Here is an 18847-nt window from a genome sequence, read left to right on the forward strand (position 1 = left end):
ATGCGCATCTTCGACCCGCACATCCACATGACCTCGCGTACCACCGACGACTACGAGCGGATGGCTGCCGCCGGGGTCCTGGCGGTGGTGGAGCCGGCGTTCTGGCTGGGCCAGCCGCGTACCAGCGCCGCCTCGTTCGCCGACTACTTCGACTCGTTGATCGGCTGGGAGCCGTTCCGGGCCGGGCAGTTCGGGGTGCGGCACCACGCCACCGTGGCGCTCAACCCCAAGGAGGCGAACGACCCGCGCTGCCGCCCGGTCCTCGACCTGCTGCCCCGCTACCTGGACAAGGACGCGGTGGTGGCGGTCGGCGAGATCGGGTACGACTCGATGACCCCGGAGGAGGACGAGGCGTTCGCCGCGCAGCTCGCGCTGGCGGTGGCGTACGACCTGCCGGCGCTGGTGCATACCCCGCACCGGGACAAGGCGCGGGGCGTCGAACGGACTCTCGCCGTGGTCGCCGAGTCCGGTATCGATCCGGGCCGGGTGGTGGTCGACCACCTCAACGAGGTCACCGTCAAGCTGGTCCAGGACAGCGGCTGCTGGCTGGGCTTCTCCATCTATCCGGACACGAAGATGTCGCCACCCCGGATGGTGGAGCTGCTGCTGGAGTACGGGACGGAACGGATGCTGGTCAACTCGGCCGCCGACTGGGGTCGGTCCGACCCGTTGCTGACCCGGGCCACCGGCGAGGCGATGCGCCAGGCCGGGTTCACCGACGACGACATCGACCGGGTGCTGTGGCGTAACCCGGTGGACTTCTACGGGCAGTCGGGCCGGCTCGACCTGAGCGACCTGGCGGTCACGGCGGTCGATCCGCAGACCGGCAACTCGATCCTGCGCGGCGGCAGCTGATGCGGCTGCGGCACGCCAGCGGCGACACCATCCACCTCGGCTACTGCACCAACGTGCATCCCGCCGAGCAGTTCGCCGGCATCCTCGCCCAACTGGACACCTACGCCGTGCCGGTCCGCGCGGCCCTCGGCTCCGACGTGCTCGGCCTCGGCCTGTGGCTGGCCGCCCCGGTCGCCGCCGAGCTGGCCGCCGACCCGGCGCTGCGCCGCCGGCTGCGCGTCGAGCTGGACGCGCGCGGCCTGGAGGTGGTCACCCTCAACGGCTTCCCGTACGCGGCCTTTCAGGCCCCGGTGGTCAAGCACGACGTGTACCGGCCGGACTGGACCACCGAGCAGCGACTGGCGTACACCCTGAATCTGGCCCGGGTGCTGGCCGACCTGCTGCCCGAGGACGCGGCCCGTGGCTCGATCTCGACCCTGCCGCTGGCCTGGCGGCAGCCGTGGGACACCGACCGGGCCGACGCCGCCCGACGCCGGTTGGACCAGTTGGCCACCGGGCTGGCCGCGGTGCAGCGGGACACCGGCCGCGTGGTGCGGGTCGGCTTCGAGCCGGAGCCGGGCTGCGTGGTCGAGAGCACCGGCCAGGCCGCCGCACTGCTGTCCGGAATGGATACCGAACGACTGGGTGTCTGTCTCGATCTGGCCCATCTGGCGTGTGCCTGGGAGGAGCCGGCCGAGGCGCTGGACCGGCTGCGTACGGCCGGCCTGCCGGTGGTGAAGGTGCAGGTCTCGGCCGCCGTCGAGGCGGCCGACCCGGCCGGCGGTGCCGACGCGCTGCGTCGCTGGGTGGAGCCGCGCTTCCTGCACCAGACCCGGGGCGTCGGCTGCGCCGGTGCGGCCGACCCGGCCGACCCGGCCTGGGCCGCCGACGACCTGGACGCCGCCCTGGACGCGACGCTGCCCGGCCCGTGGCGGGTGCACTACCACGTGCCGCTGCACGCCCCACCCGAGGAACCGCTCGGCTCCACCCTGCCGGTGCTGCGCGCCGCGCTGGCCGCGCTCTACACCGGCCCGGCGGCCGGCTGCGACCACCTCGACGTGGAGACGTACACCTGGGGGGTTCTGCCGGAGGCGCGGCGGCCGCGCACCGACGCGGAGCTGGCCGCCGGGATCGCCGCCGAGCTGGCCTTCGCCCGCGACGAGCTGGTGGACCTGGGCCTGACCCCGGCGCGGACCGCGTCGGCAACCATGGAGGTGTCCCGATGAGCCGGCGACTGGTGGTGCTCGACGTGGTCGGGCTGACCCCGCGACTGCTGGCGCACATGCCCCGGCTGCGGGGGGTCGCCGACGGCGGCTTCCGGGCCGAGCTGGGCACCGTGCTGCCCGCGGTGACCTGCTCGGTGCAGTCCACCTTCCTCACCGGGGAACCGCCGAGCGGGCACGGGATCGTCGGCAACGGGTGGTACTTCCGGGAGCTGGGCGAGGTGCTGCTGTGGCGGCAGCACAACGCGCTGGTCGGTGGGGACAAGCTGTGGCAGACGGCCCGTCGGGCCGAGCCCGGCTACACCGTGGCCAACGTCTGCTGGTGGTACGCGATGGGCGCGGACGTGAACTGGACGGTCACTCCGCGCCCGGTGTACTACGCCGACGGGCGCAAGGAACCGGACTGCTACACCGACCCGCCGGAGCTGCACGACGCGCTCACCGGCCGGCTGGGCACGTTCCCGCTGTTCACCTACTGGGGACCGACGGCCGGGCTGCCCTCGTCCCGGTGGATCTGCCAGGCGGCCGAGCAGATCCTGGCCGACGTGTCACCCGATCTGACCCTGGTCTACGTCCCGCACCTGGACTACGACCTGCAACGGTACGGCCCGTCGTCGGCACAGGCGGCAGCCGCGGCAGCCGAACTGGACGCGGTGCTCGGGCCGTTGCTGGACGCCGCCCGGGCCCGCGACGCGACCGTGGTGGTGCTGTCGGAGTACGGCATCACCGACGTGTCCCGGCCGGTGGACGTCAACCGGCTGCTGCGCGCCGAGGGGCTGCTGCGGGTGCACACCCAGGCCGGTATGGAGTACCTCGACCCGTGGACGTCCCGGGCGTTCGCGGTCGCCGACCACCAGGTCGCACACGTCTACGTGCGGGATCCGGCCGACCTGCCGGCGGTGGCGAAGCTCTGCGCCGGGCTACCGGGGGTGGCCGAGGTGCTGGACGCGGAGGGTAAGGCCGCGTACGGACTGGACCACCCTCGCGCCGGCGAGTTGGTGCTGGTGGCCGAGCCGGACGCGTGGTTCACCTACTACTACTGGCTGGACGACGACCACGCGCCCGACTTCGCCCGGCTGGTGGAGATCCACCGCAAGCCGGGGTACGACCCCGCCGAGTTGTTCTTCGACCCGGCCGCACCGGGTGCGGCCAAACGCCGCGCCGGGGTGGCGCTGGCGCGCAAGAAGCTCGGCATGCGCTACCTGATGAGCGCGGTCGGTCTGGACGCCGGGGCGCGGGCGGTACGCGGCTCGCACGGGCGCCTGCCGACCGATCCGGCGGACGCTCCGGTGCTGCTCTGCTCCGATCCGGCCGCCGCCCGGGACCGGATCGCGGCCACCGAGGTCAAGGCGCTGCTGCTGGAGCTGGCCGGGCTGACACCCAGCGGTGCCGCGGCAACAGCCCGGCCGGGGGAGAAAATATGACGGTCACCGTCGCGCCCACCGACACCAGCGGGCTGCGGGCGCGTTTCGACGCCGAGCTCGCCGCGTTCCTCGACCGGCAGGGGCCGGACTGGCCGGACGGGGCGCCGCGCGGGGTGTTCACCGCGCTGCACCGGTTTGTACTGGCCGGGGGCAAGCGGCTGCGCCCGCTGTTCTGCTACTGGGGTTGGCGCGGTGCCGGTGCGGCCGACGGCACCCCGATCGTGGTGGCCGCGGCGGCGCTGGAGCTGTTCCACGCGTTCGCGCTGATCCATGACGACATCCTGGACGGCAGCGACCGCCGCCGGGGGGAGCCGTCGGTGCACCGGCTCTTCGCTGACCTGCACGCCCGCTCGTCGTGGCGGGGCGACCCCGAGGCGTACGGGCGGAACACCGCGCTGCTCTGCGGGGATCTCTGCGCGGCCTGGTCGGACCAGATGTTCCACGAGTGCGGCCTGGGCACCGACCAGGTGCACCGGGGGTACGGGGTGTTCGCCCTGATGCGTACCGAGGTGATCGCGGGGGAGTACCTGGACCTGGTCTCCGGGGTGGGCGACGGCTCGGTGGCCAGCGCGCTCACGGTGATCCGGATGAAGGCGGCCCGCTACACGGTGACCCGACCGTTGCAGATCGGGGCGGCACTGGCCGGTGCGGAGCCGGAGCTGATCTCCGTCCTGGGTGAGTTCGGCGACCCGCTGGGTGACGCGTTCCAGCTCCGCGACGACGTGCTGGGTGTCTTCGGTGACCCGGCGGTCACCGGTAAGTCAGTCCTGGACGACCTGCGCGAGGGCAAGCCCACGGTGATGATGGCGCTGGCCCGCAGCTCCGCCGACCGGCCGCAGACTACCCGGCTGCGAGAGTTGTTCGGCAATCCGGCACTGGACGCCGATGGCGCGGCCGAGCTGCGCGAGATCATCGAGGCGACCGGTGCCCGGGAGCGGATCGAGCAGATGATCCGGGTCCGGACCGAGGCCGCGCTGGCCGCGCTGGAGAACGCGCCGGTGGCCGAGCAGGCCCGTGCCGCGCTGGTCGCGCTGGCCGCCCAGGCGATCGACCGCCGGGCCTGATCCACCGGGTGTCCGCCGGCGCTCGCCGGACGCCCGGTCGCCGGACATCGCGGGGTGGTGTCCGGGGACCTCTTGTTGCCCGGCCGACTTTCGATTGAATCGACAAAAGTTCATGTTGGTTCGCCGGAAGGTATAGACACATCGACACGTGCAATTTAGTGTCGGGGCCAACACGACAATGTTTCGTCGAGGTGAACCGGCGGCGCGGTAACCCATCGACACCCCACCACCGCTACGGCATCCGGCGCGACGGCGCGCGCCCGGCCTGGCAGTCACTCGTCAGGAAGGGACAGCACAACGATGTCCATGAAGGACGCTCCCACACACCGGTCCCGACGATGGTTCTCCGCCGGATCGGCACTCTTGCTGGTTGCCACCGCGGCTGGCACAGCCGCGCTCGGTGCCGCGGCTCCGGCCCAGGCGCACCCGATCAACGCCACCGACTTCCAGCAGGTCGAGCTCGCCCGCGGCGTGGCCGACATGGGCGAGCCGATGTCGTTGGCGGTGCTGCCGGACCGCTCGGTCCTGCACACCGCCCGCAACGGCACCCTGCGTCGCACCGATGCCGCCGGCACCACCTCGGTGATCGGCACCCTGGCCGTCTACACGCACGACGAGGAGGGGTTGCAGGGCGTCGGGGTCGACCCGAACTTCGCCAGCAACCGGCAGATCTTCCTCTACTACGCGCCGCCGCTCTCCACCCCGGCCGGTGACGCGCCCGCCACCGGCACCGACTTCTCGGCCTGGCAGGGCGTCAACCGGCTCTCCCGGTTCACCCTCAACGCCGACTTCACGATCAACCAGGTCAGCAAGGTCGACGTCCTCGACGTACCGGCCGATCGCGGGTTCTGCTGCCACGTGGGCGGCGACATCGACTTCGACGCCGCCGGCAACCTCTACCTCTCCACCGGCGACGACAGCAACCCGTTCGACTCCGCCGGCTACTCCCCGCTGGACGAGCGGACCAACCGCAACCCGGCGTACGACGCGCAGCGCAGCGCCGGCAACACCAACGACCTGCGGGGCAAGATCCTGCGGATCAAGGTGAACGCGAACGGCACGTACGCCATCCCGTCGGGCAACCTATTCGCGCCCGGCACGGCCCGGACCCGCCCGGAGATCTACGCGATGGGCTTCCGCAACCCGTTCCGGATGAGCGTGGACAAGGCCACCGGCGTCGTCTACGTCGGTGACTACGGGCCGGACGCCGGCTCCACCAGTGCCACCCGTGGGCCGTCCGGCCAGGTGGAGTTCAACCGGGTGACCTCGGCGGGCAACTACGGCTGGCCGTACTGCACCGGCACCAACACCAGCACCGAGACGTACAACGAGTGGGACTTCGCGTCCGGCACCGGCGGTGCGAAGTACAACTGCACCGGCGGGCCGACCAACAACTCGTTCCGCAACACCGGCCTGCCCACGCTGCCGGCGGCCCGGCCGGCCTGGATCCGGTACGCCGGTGACGCCGGCACCCCGCCGGAGTTCGGCGGCGGCTCCGAGTCGCCGATGGGTGGCCCGGTCTACCGGTACAACGCGTCGTCGACCTCCACCACGAAGTTCCCGCAGTCCTTCGACGGGCAGTTCTTCGCCACCGAGTTCGGCCGCGGCTGGATCAAGCCGATCCACGTCAACGGCGACGGCTCGCCGGGCACCATCGACACCTTCCCCTGGGTGGGCAAGCAGGTGATGGACTCGGCCTTCGGCCCGGACGGCGCGTACTACGTGCTCGACTACGGCACCGGCTACTTCAACGGGGACGCCAACTCGGCGCTCTACCGCTTCGACTACGTCGCGGGCGGCAACCGGGCCCCCAACGCCGTGGCGAGCGCCAACAGGACCTCCGGTGCGGCACCGCTCACCGTGGCGTTCTCCTCGGCCGGCTCGTCCGACCCCGAGGGCGGCGCGCTGACCTACTCGTGGGCTTTCGGTGACGGCACCACCTCGACGGCCGCCAACCCGTCGAAGACCTACAGCACCAACGGCACCTACACCGCGACGCTGACCGTGCGGGACCCGCAGGGCGCCACCGGCACCGCCAGCGTGACGATCAGCGTCGGCAACACCGCGCCCACGGTGACCATCAACAGCCCCGGCAACGGTCAGGTGTTCAGCTTCGGCGACACGGTGCCGTACAGCATCACGGTGACCGACCCCGAGGACGGCACGATCGACTGCACGCGGGTCAAGATGACCTACGTGCTGGGCCACGACCAGCACGGTCACCAGATCACCTCGAAGAACGGCTGCTCCGGCTCGATCACCATCCCGGTGGACGGTGAGCACGACGACGCCGCGAACATCTTCGCCATCTTCGACGCCGAGTACACCGACAACGGCGGCCTCACCACGCACACCCAGCACACGCTGCCGCCGCGGCACCGCCAGGCCGAGTTCTTCGGCACCTCGTCCGGGATCAACGTGTTCAGCAAGACCCCGGCCGAGGGCGGCAAGACCGTCGGTGACATCAACAACGGCGACTGGATCGCGTTCCAGCCGTACCGGTTGGGCAACGTGACCTCGTTCAGCGCCCGGGTCTCGTCGGCCGGCGCCGGCGGCACCATCCAGGTCCGCGCCGGCTCGGCCACCGGCACGGTGCTCGGCTCGGCCACGGTCCCGGTGACCGGCGGTTGGGAGACCTTCACCAACGTGACCGGGGCGATCACCAACCCGCCGACCGGCACCACGACGCTCTACCTGACCTTCGCAGGGTCGGGCACCGGCGCGCTCTACGACGTGGACGCGTTCACCCTCACCACCGGGACGCCGCCCACCGGCGGGGCCGGTGCGATCAAGGGTCTGGGCGGCAAGTGCCTGGACGTGCGGGCCGGCGCCACCGCGGACGGCACCCAGATCCAGATCTACACCTGCAACGCCAGTACGGCACAGACCTGGACGGTCACCCCGAACTCGACGATCAAGGCGTTGGGCAAGTGCCTCGACGTCTCTGGTGGCGGTTCGGCCGACGGCACCAAGATCCAGCTCTGGACCTGTAACGGCACCGGTGCGCAGAACTGGTCCGCCCAGGCCGACGGCACGCTGCGCAACGCGCAGTCCAGCAAGTGCCTCGACGTCTCCGGGAGCAGCTCCGCCGACAGCACGGTGGTGCACCTGTGGACCTGCACCGCAGCCGCGAACCAGAAGTGGATCCTGCCCTGAGTTGAAAGGAAGGGCCCCTTGTTAACGCCTATCGTTGTACAAGGGGCCCCTCCTAACCGTTCTTAGGAGAGCGACATGCGCAGACTCCTGCGACCCGTCCTCGGCGCGGTCACCGCCGCCCTCGCCGTCATCGCCTGTACCGCACCGGCCACCCCCGCCAGCGCCGCCGACGCCCCGTACGACGTGCTGGTCTTCTCCAAGACCGCCGGCTTCCGGCACGACGCCATCCCGGTCGGCATCCAGACCATCCGGGACCTGGGCGCGGCGAACAACTTCACCGTCACCGCCACCGAGGACGCCGCCGCGTTCACCACGGCGAACCTCGCCCAGTACGAGGCCGTGGTCTTCCTCAACACCACCGGCGACGTGCTCAACGCCACCCAGCAGACCGCCTTCGAGTCGTACATCGGCTCCGGCCGCGGGTACGTGGGCGTGCACGCCGCCGCCGACACCGAGTACGACTGGCCGTTCTACGGCAACCTGGTCGGCGCGTGGTTCGCCTCGCACCCGGCCATCCAGCAGGCCAACGTCAAGGTGGAGGACCGGGGCCAGGCGGCCACCGCGCACCTGCCGCAGACCTGGACCCGCACCGACGAGTGGTACAACTACCGGACCAACGCCCGGTCCACCGCACACGTGCTGGCCACTCTGGACGAGTCGTCGTACTCCGGCGGCGGCATGGGCTCCGACCACCCGCACTCCTGGTGCAAGGGCTACAGCGGCGGCCGGTCCTTCTACACCGGCGGTGGGCACACCCAGGCGTCGTATGCGGAGCCGGCGTTCCGGGCCCACCTGCTCGGTGGCATCCGGTACGCGGCCGGCCGGAGCAAGGCCGACTGCCGGCCCGAGACCGGCTACACCCCGCTCTACAACGGCTCGACCACCGGCTGGTCGCAGGCCGGCCCGGGCAGCCTGACCAACTCCGACGCCACCCTCACCACCACCGGCGGGATGGGGCTGTTCTGGTACAGCGCCAAGCAGTTCACCAACTACTCGCTGAAGATGGACTGGAAGCTGGCCGGCGACGACAACTCCGGCGTGTTCATCGGCTTCCCGCCGTCCAGTGACCCGTGGTCGGCGGTGGACAACGGCTACGAGATCCAGATCGACGCCACCGACGCGGTGGACCGCACCACCGGAGCGGTCTACACGTTCAAGTCCGCCGACATCGCGGCCCGCGACGCGGCGCTCAACGCGCCGGGGGAGTGGAACACCTACGAGCTGCTGGTCGAGGGCGAGCGGCTGCAGGTCTTCCTCAACGGGGTGAAGATCAACGACTTCACCAACACCAATCCGGTACGGTCGCTGGCCGGCCACATCGGCATCCAGAACCACGGCACCGGCGATGACGCCTACTTCCGTAACATCCGGATCAAGGAGCTGGGCACCACCCCGCCGCCGACCGGGAACACCACCATCCAGGCCGAGTCGTTCAGCTCGGTGAACGGGGCCACCCCGTTCACCAAGGCCGGCGCCAACGGCGGCCAGACTCTCGGCTACATCGACCCGGGTGACTGGGCGGCGTACAACGGCGTGAGCCTGACCGGGGTCACCTCGTTCACGTCCCGGGTCGTCTCCGGCGGCGCGGGCGGCACCATCCAGGTGCGTACCGGCTCGGCCACCGGTCCGGTGCTCGGCTCGGTCGCGGTGCCGAACACCGGCAGTTGGGACACCTACGCCAACGTCACCACCACCCTGTCCAACGTCCCGTCCGGCACCCAGAACCTCTACCTGACCTTCACCGGCAGCGGCACCGGGCTCTTCGACGTGGACGACTTCACCCTGGTCCGGGGCGGTGGCACCGGCACCCCGGGGGTCGGCCCGATCAAGGGCCTGGGCGGCAAGTGCCTGGACGTACGGTCCAGCGGCACCGCCGACGGCACCCAGATCCAGATCTACACCTGCAACGGCAGCACCGCGCAGACCTGGACCGTGACGCCGAACTCGACGATCAAGGCGCTCGGCAAGTGCCTGGACGTGTCCGGCAGCGGCACCGCCGACGGCACCAAGATCCAGCTTTGGACCTGCAACGGCACCGGCGCGCAGAACTGGGCGGCCCAGGCCGACGGCAGCCTGCGCAACGCCGCGTCGAGCAAGTGCCTCGACGTCTCCGGGAACAACTCCGCGGACAGCACGATCGTGCACCTCTGGACCTGCAACGGTGCGGCCAACCAGAAGTGGACCCTGCCCTGACCGGCTGAGCGGCACCTGACCCACCCCGCCGGGCGTGCCCCGCCGGCGGGGTGGTGTCGCGTGTGGGGGTGGGCTTGGTGGATGTGGGTGCCGCGGGGTGGTGCACAGGGAACTGCCGTACCTTGACCGGGATGGGGCGTTGGGCGCGGTGGCGCCGGCTGGTGTGGGCGCGCGGGAGCGTGCTGCTGCGCCGTGTCGAGGAGCCGGACGACACGGCTGACCCGGCGCCCAGCCTGAACCGTCTCGACGCGCTGGTGGAGGGCTTCGCCGCAGGTCAGCCGGTGCGTTGGACGCTGGCTGGTCAGCCCCGACCACTGCCCGGCGTGGTCGACGTGGCGGCGTACCGGATCATCGAAGAGTCCTTGACCAACGCGCGCCAGCACGCCCCGGGCGCGCCGGTCGCGGTCCGGCTGCGCTACGACACCAGGGGCGTCACCATCGAGGTACGCGACGAGGGCGCCCCGCCCGGGCCGCCGCCCGAGCACCCGCGCGCCGGGCGTGGCCTGCTCCGCGTCCGTGGGCGAGCCGAGAAGCTCGGCGGCACCTTCTCCGCCGGCCCGCGGGCCGGGGGCGGATTCACCGTCCGGGCCGTCCTGCCCGCGCCCGAGGAACTGGCCGAGTGACGACCGACGGCCGTCGGCCGGAACATCCTGCGTCGGTGGGCTTCCGCGATCGGGTACGGCGGAAATAGGGTGGTGTCGGCGACCGTGACGGTGGCCGGTGACCCTGGTGGGAGGCGCAACCCGCCGGGGCCCAGGTGTGCTCCGCACCCACCGGTGATTCGTCCCGACGCCGCGCACCGGCCCGACCGGTCACCCTCGCCCTGGTCCGCACAAGGAATCCCCATCACAACAGGGGAGAAGGACAATGGCGCGACCCATCACGCTCTTCACCGGCCAGTGGGCCGACCTGCCGTTCGAGGAGGTCTGTCGGCTCGCCTCCGAGTGGGGCTACGACGGTCTGGAGATCGCCTGCTGGGGCGACCACTTCGAGGTCGACAAGGCGCTCGCCGACGACTCGTACGTCGAGCGCAAGCGGGAGACCCTCGCGAAGCACAACCTCGAGGTCTTCACGATCTCGAACCACCTGGTCGGTCAGGCGGTCTGTGACCACCCGATCGACGAGCGGCACCAGGACATCCTGCCCGGCCGGATCTGGGGCGACGGGGAGCCCGAGGGCGTCCGCCAGCGGGCCGCCGAGGAGATCAAGGACACCGCGCGGGCGGCGGCGAAGCTCGGGGTGAAGACGGTCGTCGGTTTCACCGGCTCGTCGATCTGGCACACCCTGGCGATGTTCCCGCCGGTGCCGCCGTCGATGATCGAGCGCGGCTACCAGGACTTCGCCGACCGGTGGAACCCGATCCTCGACGTGTTCGACGAGGTGGGTGTGCGGTTCGCGCACGAGGTGCACCCCAGCGAGATCGCGTACGACTACTGGACGACGAAGCGAACGCTGGAGGCGATCGGCAACCGGCCCGCGTTCGGGCTGAACTGGGACCCGTCGCACTTCGTCTGGCAGGAACTGGACCCGGTGAACTTCATCTTCGACTTCGCCGACCGGATCTACCACGTCGACTGCAAGGACGCGAAGGTGCGCACCGGGGACGGCCGGCGTGGCCGGCTCGCCTCGCACCTGCCCTGGGCGGATCTGCGCCGCGGCTGGGACTTCGTCTCCACCGGCCACGGCGACGTGCCCTGGGAGGACTGCTTCCGGGCGTTGAACGCGATCGGCTACACCGGCCCGATCTCCATCGAGTGGGAGGACGCCGGGATGGACCGCCTGGTCGGTGCCCCGGAGGCGTTGCAGTTCGTCCGCCGGCTCGCCTTCGACGCCCCGAGCGCCGCCTTCGACGCGGCGTTCAGCAGCAAGGACTGACCTGCTCCCGGACAGACCACGGGCCGGTCGCCCTGCGGCGACCGGCCCGTCGACGTGCGATGGGTCAGAGCGTGCTGGCGTTGGTGCCCGAGCCGGACGGCTTGGTGCGGGGGGTGGCGCTGGCCGACGGCGACCCGGAGGTCGTGCCGACCGTGCTGGTGCCCGCCTTGGCGCCCACGGTGGCGGGCGTGCCGGCGAACGCGTCGTCGGCGGCGGTCAGCTCCTGCTTGCCGGAGCTGCCGTTGCCGGTGCCCAGCTTCTCGCCCAGCTTTGTCTGGCCGAGCTTGTCCTTGCCCTCGCTGTAGAGCCGGTTGGCCTGGGCCTGCGCGACTCCGGCCGCCTCCTGGACGGTCGGGTGATCGAGCACCTTGCGGCCCCGGACGACGAGCTCTTCGTACTTCTCCCGGCCGGCACGGGCGCCCAGGACGAATCCCGCAGCCAGCCCGCCAAGAAACATGATCTTTCCGCGCATGGCGGCTCCTTCCGTACCTGACGCGCCGTCGCCCCGCCGGGTTGCCCCGTCGCAGCGACCTGTTCGCGCCTGCGTCCTCTGTCCGCAGCTAACTACCCATCCTGCTCTCCGCTCATGCCTGGTTGTGCCGGGATGACGATTTACCCGAATTGTCGAGGGGGCCCGACGGGGCGGAACCCACTGGACCGACACCCCCGCATGTCCTGTACTCTTGTCCCGTCGCACGGCACCGGAAAGATCCGGAGTCGGGCGGTGTTCGATCCCCTGTAGCTCAATTGGCAGAGCAGCCGGCTGTTAACCGGCAGGTTATTGGTTCGAGTCCAATCGGGGGAGCTTCTCCACCCAGCGCCCGTCGGCGGTATGCCGACGGGCGTTTTCGTGTCCGCGCCACCCGTCGGTCCTGTTTCGCCTCCCCGTGCCGTGCTCGCCCGGCAGGATGGTCCATGTCGACCTAAGCTGCTATTGCGTCGATTGATGCGTCGATTCATGGGGTGAGAGCGGATGTCCGGACGAGGCGGCAAGGCCACGCTGATCGCAGTCGTGGTCGTGCTGGCCTGGCTGGTGATCGGCGGCGTTGCCGGGCCGTACTCCGGGCGCCTCGGTGAGGTCGCCACCAACGACAACGCCGCCTTCCTGCCCACCGACGCCGAGGCGACCCGGGCCCAGGACCTCGCCGGCGAGTTCGTCGACCGGCAGACCATTCCGGCGTTGGTCGTCTACGAGCGGCCCGCCGGGATCACCGACGCGGACCGGCAACGGGTGAGCGCCGACGCGGCCCGGTTCGCCCAGGTGTCCGGAGTGATCACCCCGCTGCCCCCACCGATCCCCAGCGAGGACGGCCAGGCGCTCCAGGTCGTCGTTCCGGTGGACGACGCCGAGGGCGAGGAGATCGGCACGGTCGTCGAGAAGTTGCGCGACATCGCCGGCGGCGACCGGGACGGCCTCAGCGTGGACATCGCCGGACCGGCCGGCCTGCTCGCCGACCTGATCGAGGTGTTCTCCGCCATCGACGGGCCCCTGCTGCTGGTCACCCTGGTCGTGGTGCTGATCATCCTGCTGATCGTCTATCGCAGCCCGGTGCTGTGGGTCTTCCCGCTGCTGGCCGCCGGCATGTCGTACGCGCTGGCCTCGGTCTTCGTCTACCTGCTCGCCGACGCCGGCGTGGTCAAGCTCAACGGGCAGGCCCAGGGCATCCTCACCGTGCTGGTCTTCGGGGCCGGCACCGACTACGCGCTACTGATGATCGCGCGGTACCGGGAGGAACTGCACCGCCACGACCGCCCCTGGGACGCCATGCGTACGGCCTGGAGGGGCGCCGCGCCGGCCATCATCGCCTCCGGCGGCACGGTCATCGTCAGCCTGCTCTGCCTGCTGGTGTCCAGCCTCAACTCCAACCGGGCGTTGGGCCCGGTCGCCGCCCTCGGCATCGCCGCCACGCTGCTGGTGATGCTCACCTTCCTGCCGGCCCTGCTGGTGCTCGGCGGCCGGTGGGCGTTCTGGCCGCGACGCCCCCGCGTCGACCAGGCCGACCCGCAGACCGAGCACGGCATCTGGAGCCGGATCGCCGGCTTCGTGGCCCGGCACGCCCGACCGATCTGGCTGAGCACCGCGGTCGTCCTGGCCGTGCTCACCCTCGGCCTCACCCAGCTCGGCGCCACCACCCTCGGCCAGTCCGACCTGTTCACCCAGCGCACCGACTCGGTGGACGGCCAGGAGGTGATCGCCCGGCACTACCCGGCCGGCACCGGCAGCCCGGCCACCATCTTCACCACCGAGCGGACCGCCCGGCAGGTCACCCAGGTGGCGCGGGGCGTGCCCGGTGTCGCCGCCGTCCGCCCGCTCACCGGTGGGCAGCAGACCGGCCCGCCCGACCCGAACGCGGCACCCAAGGTCGTCGACGGGCGGGTCCAACTGGAGGCGACGCTGGCCGACGCACCGGACAGCGACCGCGCCGAGCGGGCCATCCGCGACCTGCGGGTGGCCGTACACCGGGTGCCCGACGCGGACGCGGTGGTGGGCGGCTTCACCGCGATCAACGTGGACACCTCGGACGCCGCCGAGCGCGACCAGAACGTCATCATCCCGGTGGTGCTGGTGGTCATCGCGGTCATCCTGGCCCTGCTGCTGCGGGCACTGCTCGCCCCGCTGCTGCTGATCGCCACCGTGCTGCTCAGCTTCGCGGCCACCCTCGGCCTGTGCGCGCTGCTGTTCCGGCACGTCTTCGACTTCCCCGGGGTGGACTCGTCGTTCCCGCTGTTCGCGTTCGTCTTCCTGGTCGCGCTCGGCATCGACTACAACATCTTCCTGATGAGCCGGGTCCGCGAGGAGTCGGTCAAACGCGGCACCCGTGCCGGTGTGCTCGCCGGCCTCGCCGTCACCGGCGGGGTGATCACCTCGGCCGGAATCGTGCTCGCCGCGACGTTCTCCGCACTGGCCGTCCTGCCGCTGGTGGTGCTCGTGGAGCTGGGCACCGCCGTCGCGGTCGGAGTCCTGATCGACACCATCGTCGTCCGGTCGCTGCTGGTGCCGGCACTCGCGTACGACATCGGGCCCAAGATCTGGTGGCCGGGCCGGCTGTATCGGGCGAACGGTGAGCGGGCGGCGCGCGATGCGCGTTGAGGCCGACGTGGTCATCGTCGGCGGCGGCCTGGCCGGCCTCGCAGCGGCCCGGCGGCTGCACCGCGCCGGCGTGCCCTGGCGGCTGCTGGAGGCCGACGGCCGGCTCGGCGGCCGGGTCGCCACCGACGCCGTCGACGGGTACCTGCTGGATCGCGGCTTCCAGGTGCTCAACACCGCCTACCCGAGGCTCGGCACACTGCTGGACACCGACCGGCTCGACCTGCGCTACTTCACCTCCGGGGTGCTGGTGCGCAAGGGCGACGACCTGCTGCGGCTGGTCAACCCGCTGCGGGAGCCGACCGGTGGGCCGCGTACCGCGCTGGCCGGGGTCGGCTCCCTGCTCGACCGGCTGCGCTTCGCCGCACTCGCCGCCGGCTGCGCCACCCTGCCCACGTCCCGGCTGCTCGCCGCGCCGGAGACCAGCGCCGAGGCGGCCCTGCGCCGGGCCGGCCTCTCCGACGCGATCATCGAGGAGTTGCTGCGGCCGTTCCTGTCCGGCGTCCTCATCGACCGCGAGTTGGCGACCTCCAGCCGCGTGCTGGCGATGGTGCTGCGCTCCTTCGCCCGCGGCCGGATCGGCCTGCCCGCCGAGGGGATGGCCGCGCTGCCCCGAACCATCGCCGACCCGCTGCCGGCCGACCTCATCGAGCTGAACTGCCCGGTCGACGAGGTCGCGCCCGGCCGGGTCCGCACCCGGGCCGGCGAGATCCACTGCCGGGCCGTCGTGGTCGCCGTCGACCCGCCCGGCGCGGCCGCGCTGCTGCCGACCCTGGCGACCGTACGGATGCACAGCTACACCACCTACTACCACAGCGCACCCGAGCCGCCGCTGACCGAGCCGATCCTGCTCCTCGACGGCGACCGGCGGGAAATCGTCGCCAACACCGTGGTGGTCAGCAACGCCGCCCCGACCTACGCGCCGGCCGGGCGGCACCTGGTGGCCACCTCGGTGGTCGGCCCGGCCCCGACCGAGCCGGCCGTACGGGCCGAGCTGACCCGGCTGTACGGCCGGTCCACCGCCGACTGGAGCCACCTCACCACCGCGCCCGTACCGAACGCGCTACCGGCCGCGCCGCCGCCGCAGGGGCAGCTGCGCAAGCCGGTCGCGCTGGCCGAGGGACTGTTCGTGGCCGGTGACCACCGGGACAGCCCGTCCATTCAGGGCGCGCTGGCCAGCGGCTGGCGTACCGCCGGGGCGGTCCTGGCGGAGCTGCGGGCGGGCTGAGCCGAGCCGGTCGGATCGAGGCGGCGGCGTACCTGATCCGTCGCCGTGATCAACTGGTCGGCCCCGTTCCGGGTACCTCGAAGGGGGACGTCGCCGTCGCAGTTGATCACTTATGATCCCCGCCATGCCCGCCCCTCTCCCGGCCCCCACCTTCGACGCCGGTGTCGCTTACCCCGAGGTCAACGACCTGCGCAAGGCGTTGACCGCCGCCGACTGGCCCGCCGTCCAGGCGGTGTTCGCCGACCGCGACCACGACGACCGGACGAAGCTGGTGGGGATGGCCGGCGACCAGGAGGGGACCGAGCCGTTCCTGCGGCAGGTGTACGACGCCGACCCCGCCGACGCCCTCGCCGGCACGCTGCTCGGCAACAGCCTGGTCCGTACCGGCTGGCGGATCCGCAGCGCAGCCCGTGCCCAGAACGTCAGCCGGGAGCAGTTCGACCACTTCCACGACCACCTGCGTCGCGCCGAGCAGGTGCTCATCGACGTCACCGCCCGGCACCCGGACGACGCCGCCGCCTGGACCCAGCGGGTCACCATCGCCCGGGGTCTGGAGCTGGGGCAGGCCGAGGCCCGCCGCCGCTACGACCGCCTCGCCCACCAGCACCCACACCACCTGCCCGCGCAGGCGAGCCTGCTGCAGCAGCTCTGCCCAAAGTGGAGCGGCGACTGGGACCGGATGTTCGCCTTCGCCCGCGAGCGTGCGCAGGCCGCGCCCGAGGGTGCACCCAACGCCGTGCTGGTCGCCGAGGCGCACATGGAACGCTGGCTCGACTTCGACAGCGACCGGGAGAGCGCGGACTATCTGCACAGCGCGTCGGTGGTCGACGAGATCATGCGGGCCGGGCAACGATCCGTACTGCACCCGGACTACGTCGACCGGGCGGACTGGGTCTGGGTCCGCTCGACGTTCGCGGTGATGTTCAGCCTGATCGAACAGTGGCCCGCCGCCGCCCGCCAGTTCACCGCCCTCGGCAACCTCGGCACGACGAGCCCCTGGGGCTACGTCGGCGGCGCCGAGGGCTACACGAAGTACCGCACCATGGCGTACGCGAAGGGTGGTCAGTCATGATCCAGCACCTGGACGTGGACGGGGTGCCCACGCTGCTCGCCCCCACCGGCGGGCCGATGCACGCCGGGCTGACCTTCCGGGTCGGCACCGCCGACGAGACGCTCGGCCGTGCCGGCATCACCCACCTGCTCGAGCACCTGGCGCTGGCCCCGCTCGGCCTGGCCGACTACCACGTCAACGGTTCGACCGCCCAGGTGTTCACCACGTTCCACACCCAGGGCTCGGGGGCCGACATCGCGGCCTTCCTCACCGCCGTCTGCGGGCACCTGAGCGACCTGCCGTTGGCGAGGCTCGACGTCGAGAAGGAGATCCTGCGGACCGAGTGGAGCAGCCGGGGCGCCGCCGCGACCGACGACATCCCACTGTGGCGGTACGGTGCCCGCGACTACGGGCTGACCAGCTACCCGGAATGGGGACTGGGCGCACTCACCGCCGACGACCTGCGTCAGTGGGCCGCCCGGTGGTTCACCCGGGAGAACGCGGTGCTCTGGATCGCCGGCGGCCAGGTGCCCGCCGGGCTGCGCCTGGCCCTGCCCGCCGGCACCCGCCAGCCGGTACCGGTGGCCTCGTCGGCACTGCCGCGGACACCGGCGTACTTCGTCGGCGGCTCGCGGGCCGTGGTGCTCGACTCGGTGGTGCGGCGCCGTACCGCGGCCAGCGTCTTCGCCGGGGTACTGGAGCGTGAGCTGTACCGCTCGCTGCGCCAGGACGCCGGCCTCTCCTACACCACCACCACCGGGTACGAGCCGCGCGGCGACGGGTACGCCTCGCTGCGGGCACTCGCCGACGCGCTGGCCGAGAAGCAGGGCGCCGTACTCGGCGGCTTCGTCGACGTGCTCGCCAAGCTGCGGGTCGGGCGGATCGACCAGGCCGACCTGGACGCCACCATCGCCAAGCGGGAAGACTTCCTCGGCATCGCGGAGATCGACGCCGCACGGCTGCCGTCGTACGCCCTCAACGTGCTGACCGGAGAGCCGAACCTCGGCGTCGACGAGTACCGGGCCGAGCTCAAGGCCGTCGACCTCGCCGCGCTGCACGAGGTGGCCGGCGAGGTGATGGCATCGGCGCTGCTGATGGTGCCCGGCCGGCTCACCGCCGACTGGGCCGGCTTCGTCGCGGCACCAACCCACTCCACCAGCGCCGTGTACGGCACCACGTACACCTCACGGGAGGGCAGCGGCGCGCTGCGCATCGGCGACGACGGTGTCAGCTACCTCGGGTCCGACGGCGTGCTGACCATCCGGTACGACGAATGCGCCGCCATGCTGGCCTGGCCGGACGGCGCGCGGCAACTGATCGGCTCGGACGCCATCGTGCTGCACATCGAGCCCACGATGTTCAACCTGCACTCGGCGGCGCTCCCGATCCTCGACGCCAAGGTGCCGGCCGACCGGCAGGTCGCCATGCCGGCCCGCGCACCCGAGGCGATCCCCCAGCCGAAAACCGCGGGACGGCCCCCCAGGGAACCCCACGTCCGCTCCTGGTGGGAGGTCCCGGTGCTGGTGGTCAGCTGGGTCGCCGTCGTGTTGGTGGGCGGTTTCTTCCTGCTGTTCACCCTCGGCATGCTCACCACCGAGACCGAGCCGGGCGACGAGTGGCTCTGGGGAGCCGTCGTGGTGGGCTGGCTGCTCACTGTTATCCTCGCGTTGCCCATCGTGCTGCTACGGCGACGGCGGCGATGATGGCGGGG

Annotated in this window: 13 protein-coding genes and 1 tRNA gene; 13 read left to right on the forward strand and 1 reads right to left on the reverse strand. The window is 71.7% G+C overall.

Annotated elements, in window-relative coordinates; genetic code table 11:
* The 8 genes from ACFQGL_RS20800 to ACFQGL_RS20835 all read left to right on the forward strand — a co-directional run bounded on the left by ACFQGL_RS20800 (position 1) and on the right by ACFQGL_RS20835 (position 11769).
* The gene (locus ACFQGL_RS20800; protein WP_377513858.1) at positions 1-855 is read left to right on the forward strand and encodes a TatD family hydrolase; all 855 of its coding nucleotides are present in this window, start codon (positions 1-3) and stop codon (positions 853-855) included.
* Complete coding sequence (gene eboE / locus ACFQGL_RS20805; protein WP_377513860.1) at positions 855-2060, forward strand: metabolite traffic protein EboE; 1206 nt, start codon at positions 855-857, stop codon at positions 2058-2060. Before ACFQGL_RS20800 ends, eboE begins: the two co-directional genes overlap by 1 nt.
* Positions 2057-3481, forward strand: coding sequence for an alkaline phosphatase family protein (locus tag ACFQGL_RS20810; protein WP_377513861.1), 1425 nt, complete (start codon positions 2057-2059; stop codon positions 3479-3481). The genes eboE and ACFQGL_RS20810 overlap by 4 nt, the downstream gene beginning before the upstream one ends.
* Positions 3478-4545 carry a polyprenyl synthetase family protein gene (locus ACFQGL_RS20815; RefSeq protein ID WP_377513862.1) on the forward strand — a complete coding sequence of 356 codons (1068 nt, stop codon included), beginning with the start codon at positions 3478-3480 and terminating at the stop codon, positions 4543-4545. The genes ACFQGL_RS20810 and ACFQGL_RS20815 overlap by 4 nt, the downstream gene beginning before the upstream one ends.
* A gap of 300 nt (positions 4546-4845) precedes the next feature.
* Positions 4846-7701 (forward strand): PQQ-dependent sugar dehydrogenase, encoded by a 2856-nt coding sequence (locus ACFQGL_RS20820; protein WP_377513863.1) that lies wholly within the window; start codon positions 4846-4848, stop codon positions 7699-7701.
* A 75-nt stretch (positions 7702-7776) separates the two neighbouring features.
* On the forward strand, positions 7777-9894 hold the full coding sequence (locus ACFQGL_RS20825; protein WP_377513864.1) for a ThuA domain-containing protein: 2118 nt from the start codon (positions 7777-7779) through the stop codon (positions 9892-9894).
* A gap of 131 nt (positions 9895-10025) precedes the next feature.
* Complete coding sequence (locus ACFQGL_RS20830; protein ID WP_377513865.1) at positions 10026-10517, forward strand: sensor histidine kinase; 492 nt, start codon at positions 10026-10028, stop codon at positions 10515-10517.
* A 244-nt stretch (positions 10518-10761) separates the two neighbouring features.
* Positions 10762-11769, forward strand: a complete 1008-nt coding sequence (locus ACFQGL_RS20835) for a sugar phosphate isomerase/epimerase family protein (protein WP_088949630.1) — start codon at positions 10762-10764, stop codon at positions 11767-11769.
* Between the two features lie 64 nt (positions 11770-11833).
* On the opposite strand, the gene ACFQGL_RS20840 is transcribed toward ACFQGL_RS20835, so the two are convergent.
* The gene (locus tag ACFQGL_RS20840; protein WP_377513866.1) at positions 11834-12241 is read right to left on the reverse strand and encodes a hypothetical protein; all 408 of its coding nucleotides are present in this window, start codon (positions 12239-12241) and stop codon (positions 11834-11836) included.
* Between the two features lie 260 nt (positions 12242-12501).
* On the opposite strand from ACFQGL_RS20840, the gene ACFQGL_RS20845 reads away from it, so the two are divergent.
* The 5 genes from ACFQGL_RS20845 (at position 12502) to ACFQGL_RS20865 (ending at position 18839) form a co-directional block, all read left to right on the forward strand.
* A tRNA-Asn gene (locus ACFQGL_RS20845) sits at positions 12502-12574 on the forward strand.
* A gap of 168 nt (positions 12575-12742) precedes the next feature.
* A complete protein-coding gene (locus tag ACFQGL_RS20850) occupies positions 12743-14860 on the forward strand; it encodes an MMPL family transporter (protein ID WP_377513867.1) in 2118 nt (705 codons plus the stop codon).
* Positions 14850-16085 (forward strand): NAD(P)/FAD-dependent oxidoreductase, encoded by a 1236-nt coding sequence (locus tag ACFQGL_RS20855; RefSeq protein WP_377513868.1) that lies wholly within the window; start codon positions 14850-14852, stop codon positions 16083-16085. The genes ACFQGL_RS20850 and ACFQGL_RS20855 overlap by 11 nt, the downstream gene beginning before the upstream one ends.
* 124 nt (positions 16086-16209) lie before the next feature.
* Entirely contained in the window at positions 16210-17157 is a 948-nt protein-coding gene (locus ACFQGL_RS20860; RefSeq protein ID WP_377513869.1) for a tetratricopeptide repeat protein, read from the forward strand.
* A complete protein-coding gene (locus ACFQGL_RS20865) occupies positions 17154-18839 on the forward strand; it encodes a M16 family metallopeptidase (protein ID WP_377513870.1) in 1686 nt (561 codons plus the stop codon). The genes ACFQGL_RS20860 and ACFQGL_RS20865 overlap by 4 nt, the downstream gene beginning before the upstream one ends.
* The last annotated feature ends 8 nt before the right edge of the window (positions 18840-18847 follow it).

It is taken from the genome of Micromonospora vulcania (assembly GCF_042658605.1).
In the GTDB taxonomy this organism is placed as follows: Bacteria; Actinomycetota; Actinomycetes; order Mycobacteriales; family Micromonosporaceae; genus Micromonospora; species Micromonospora vulcania.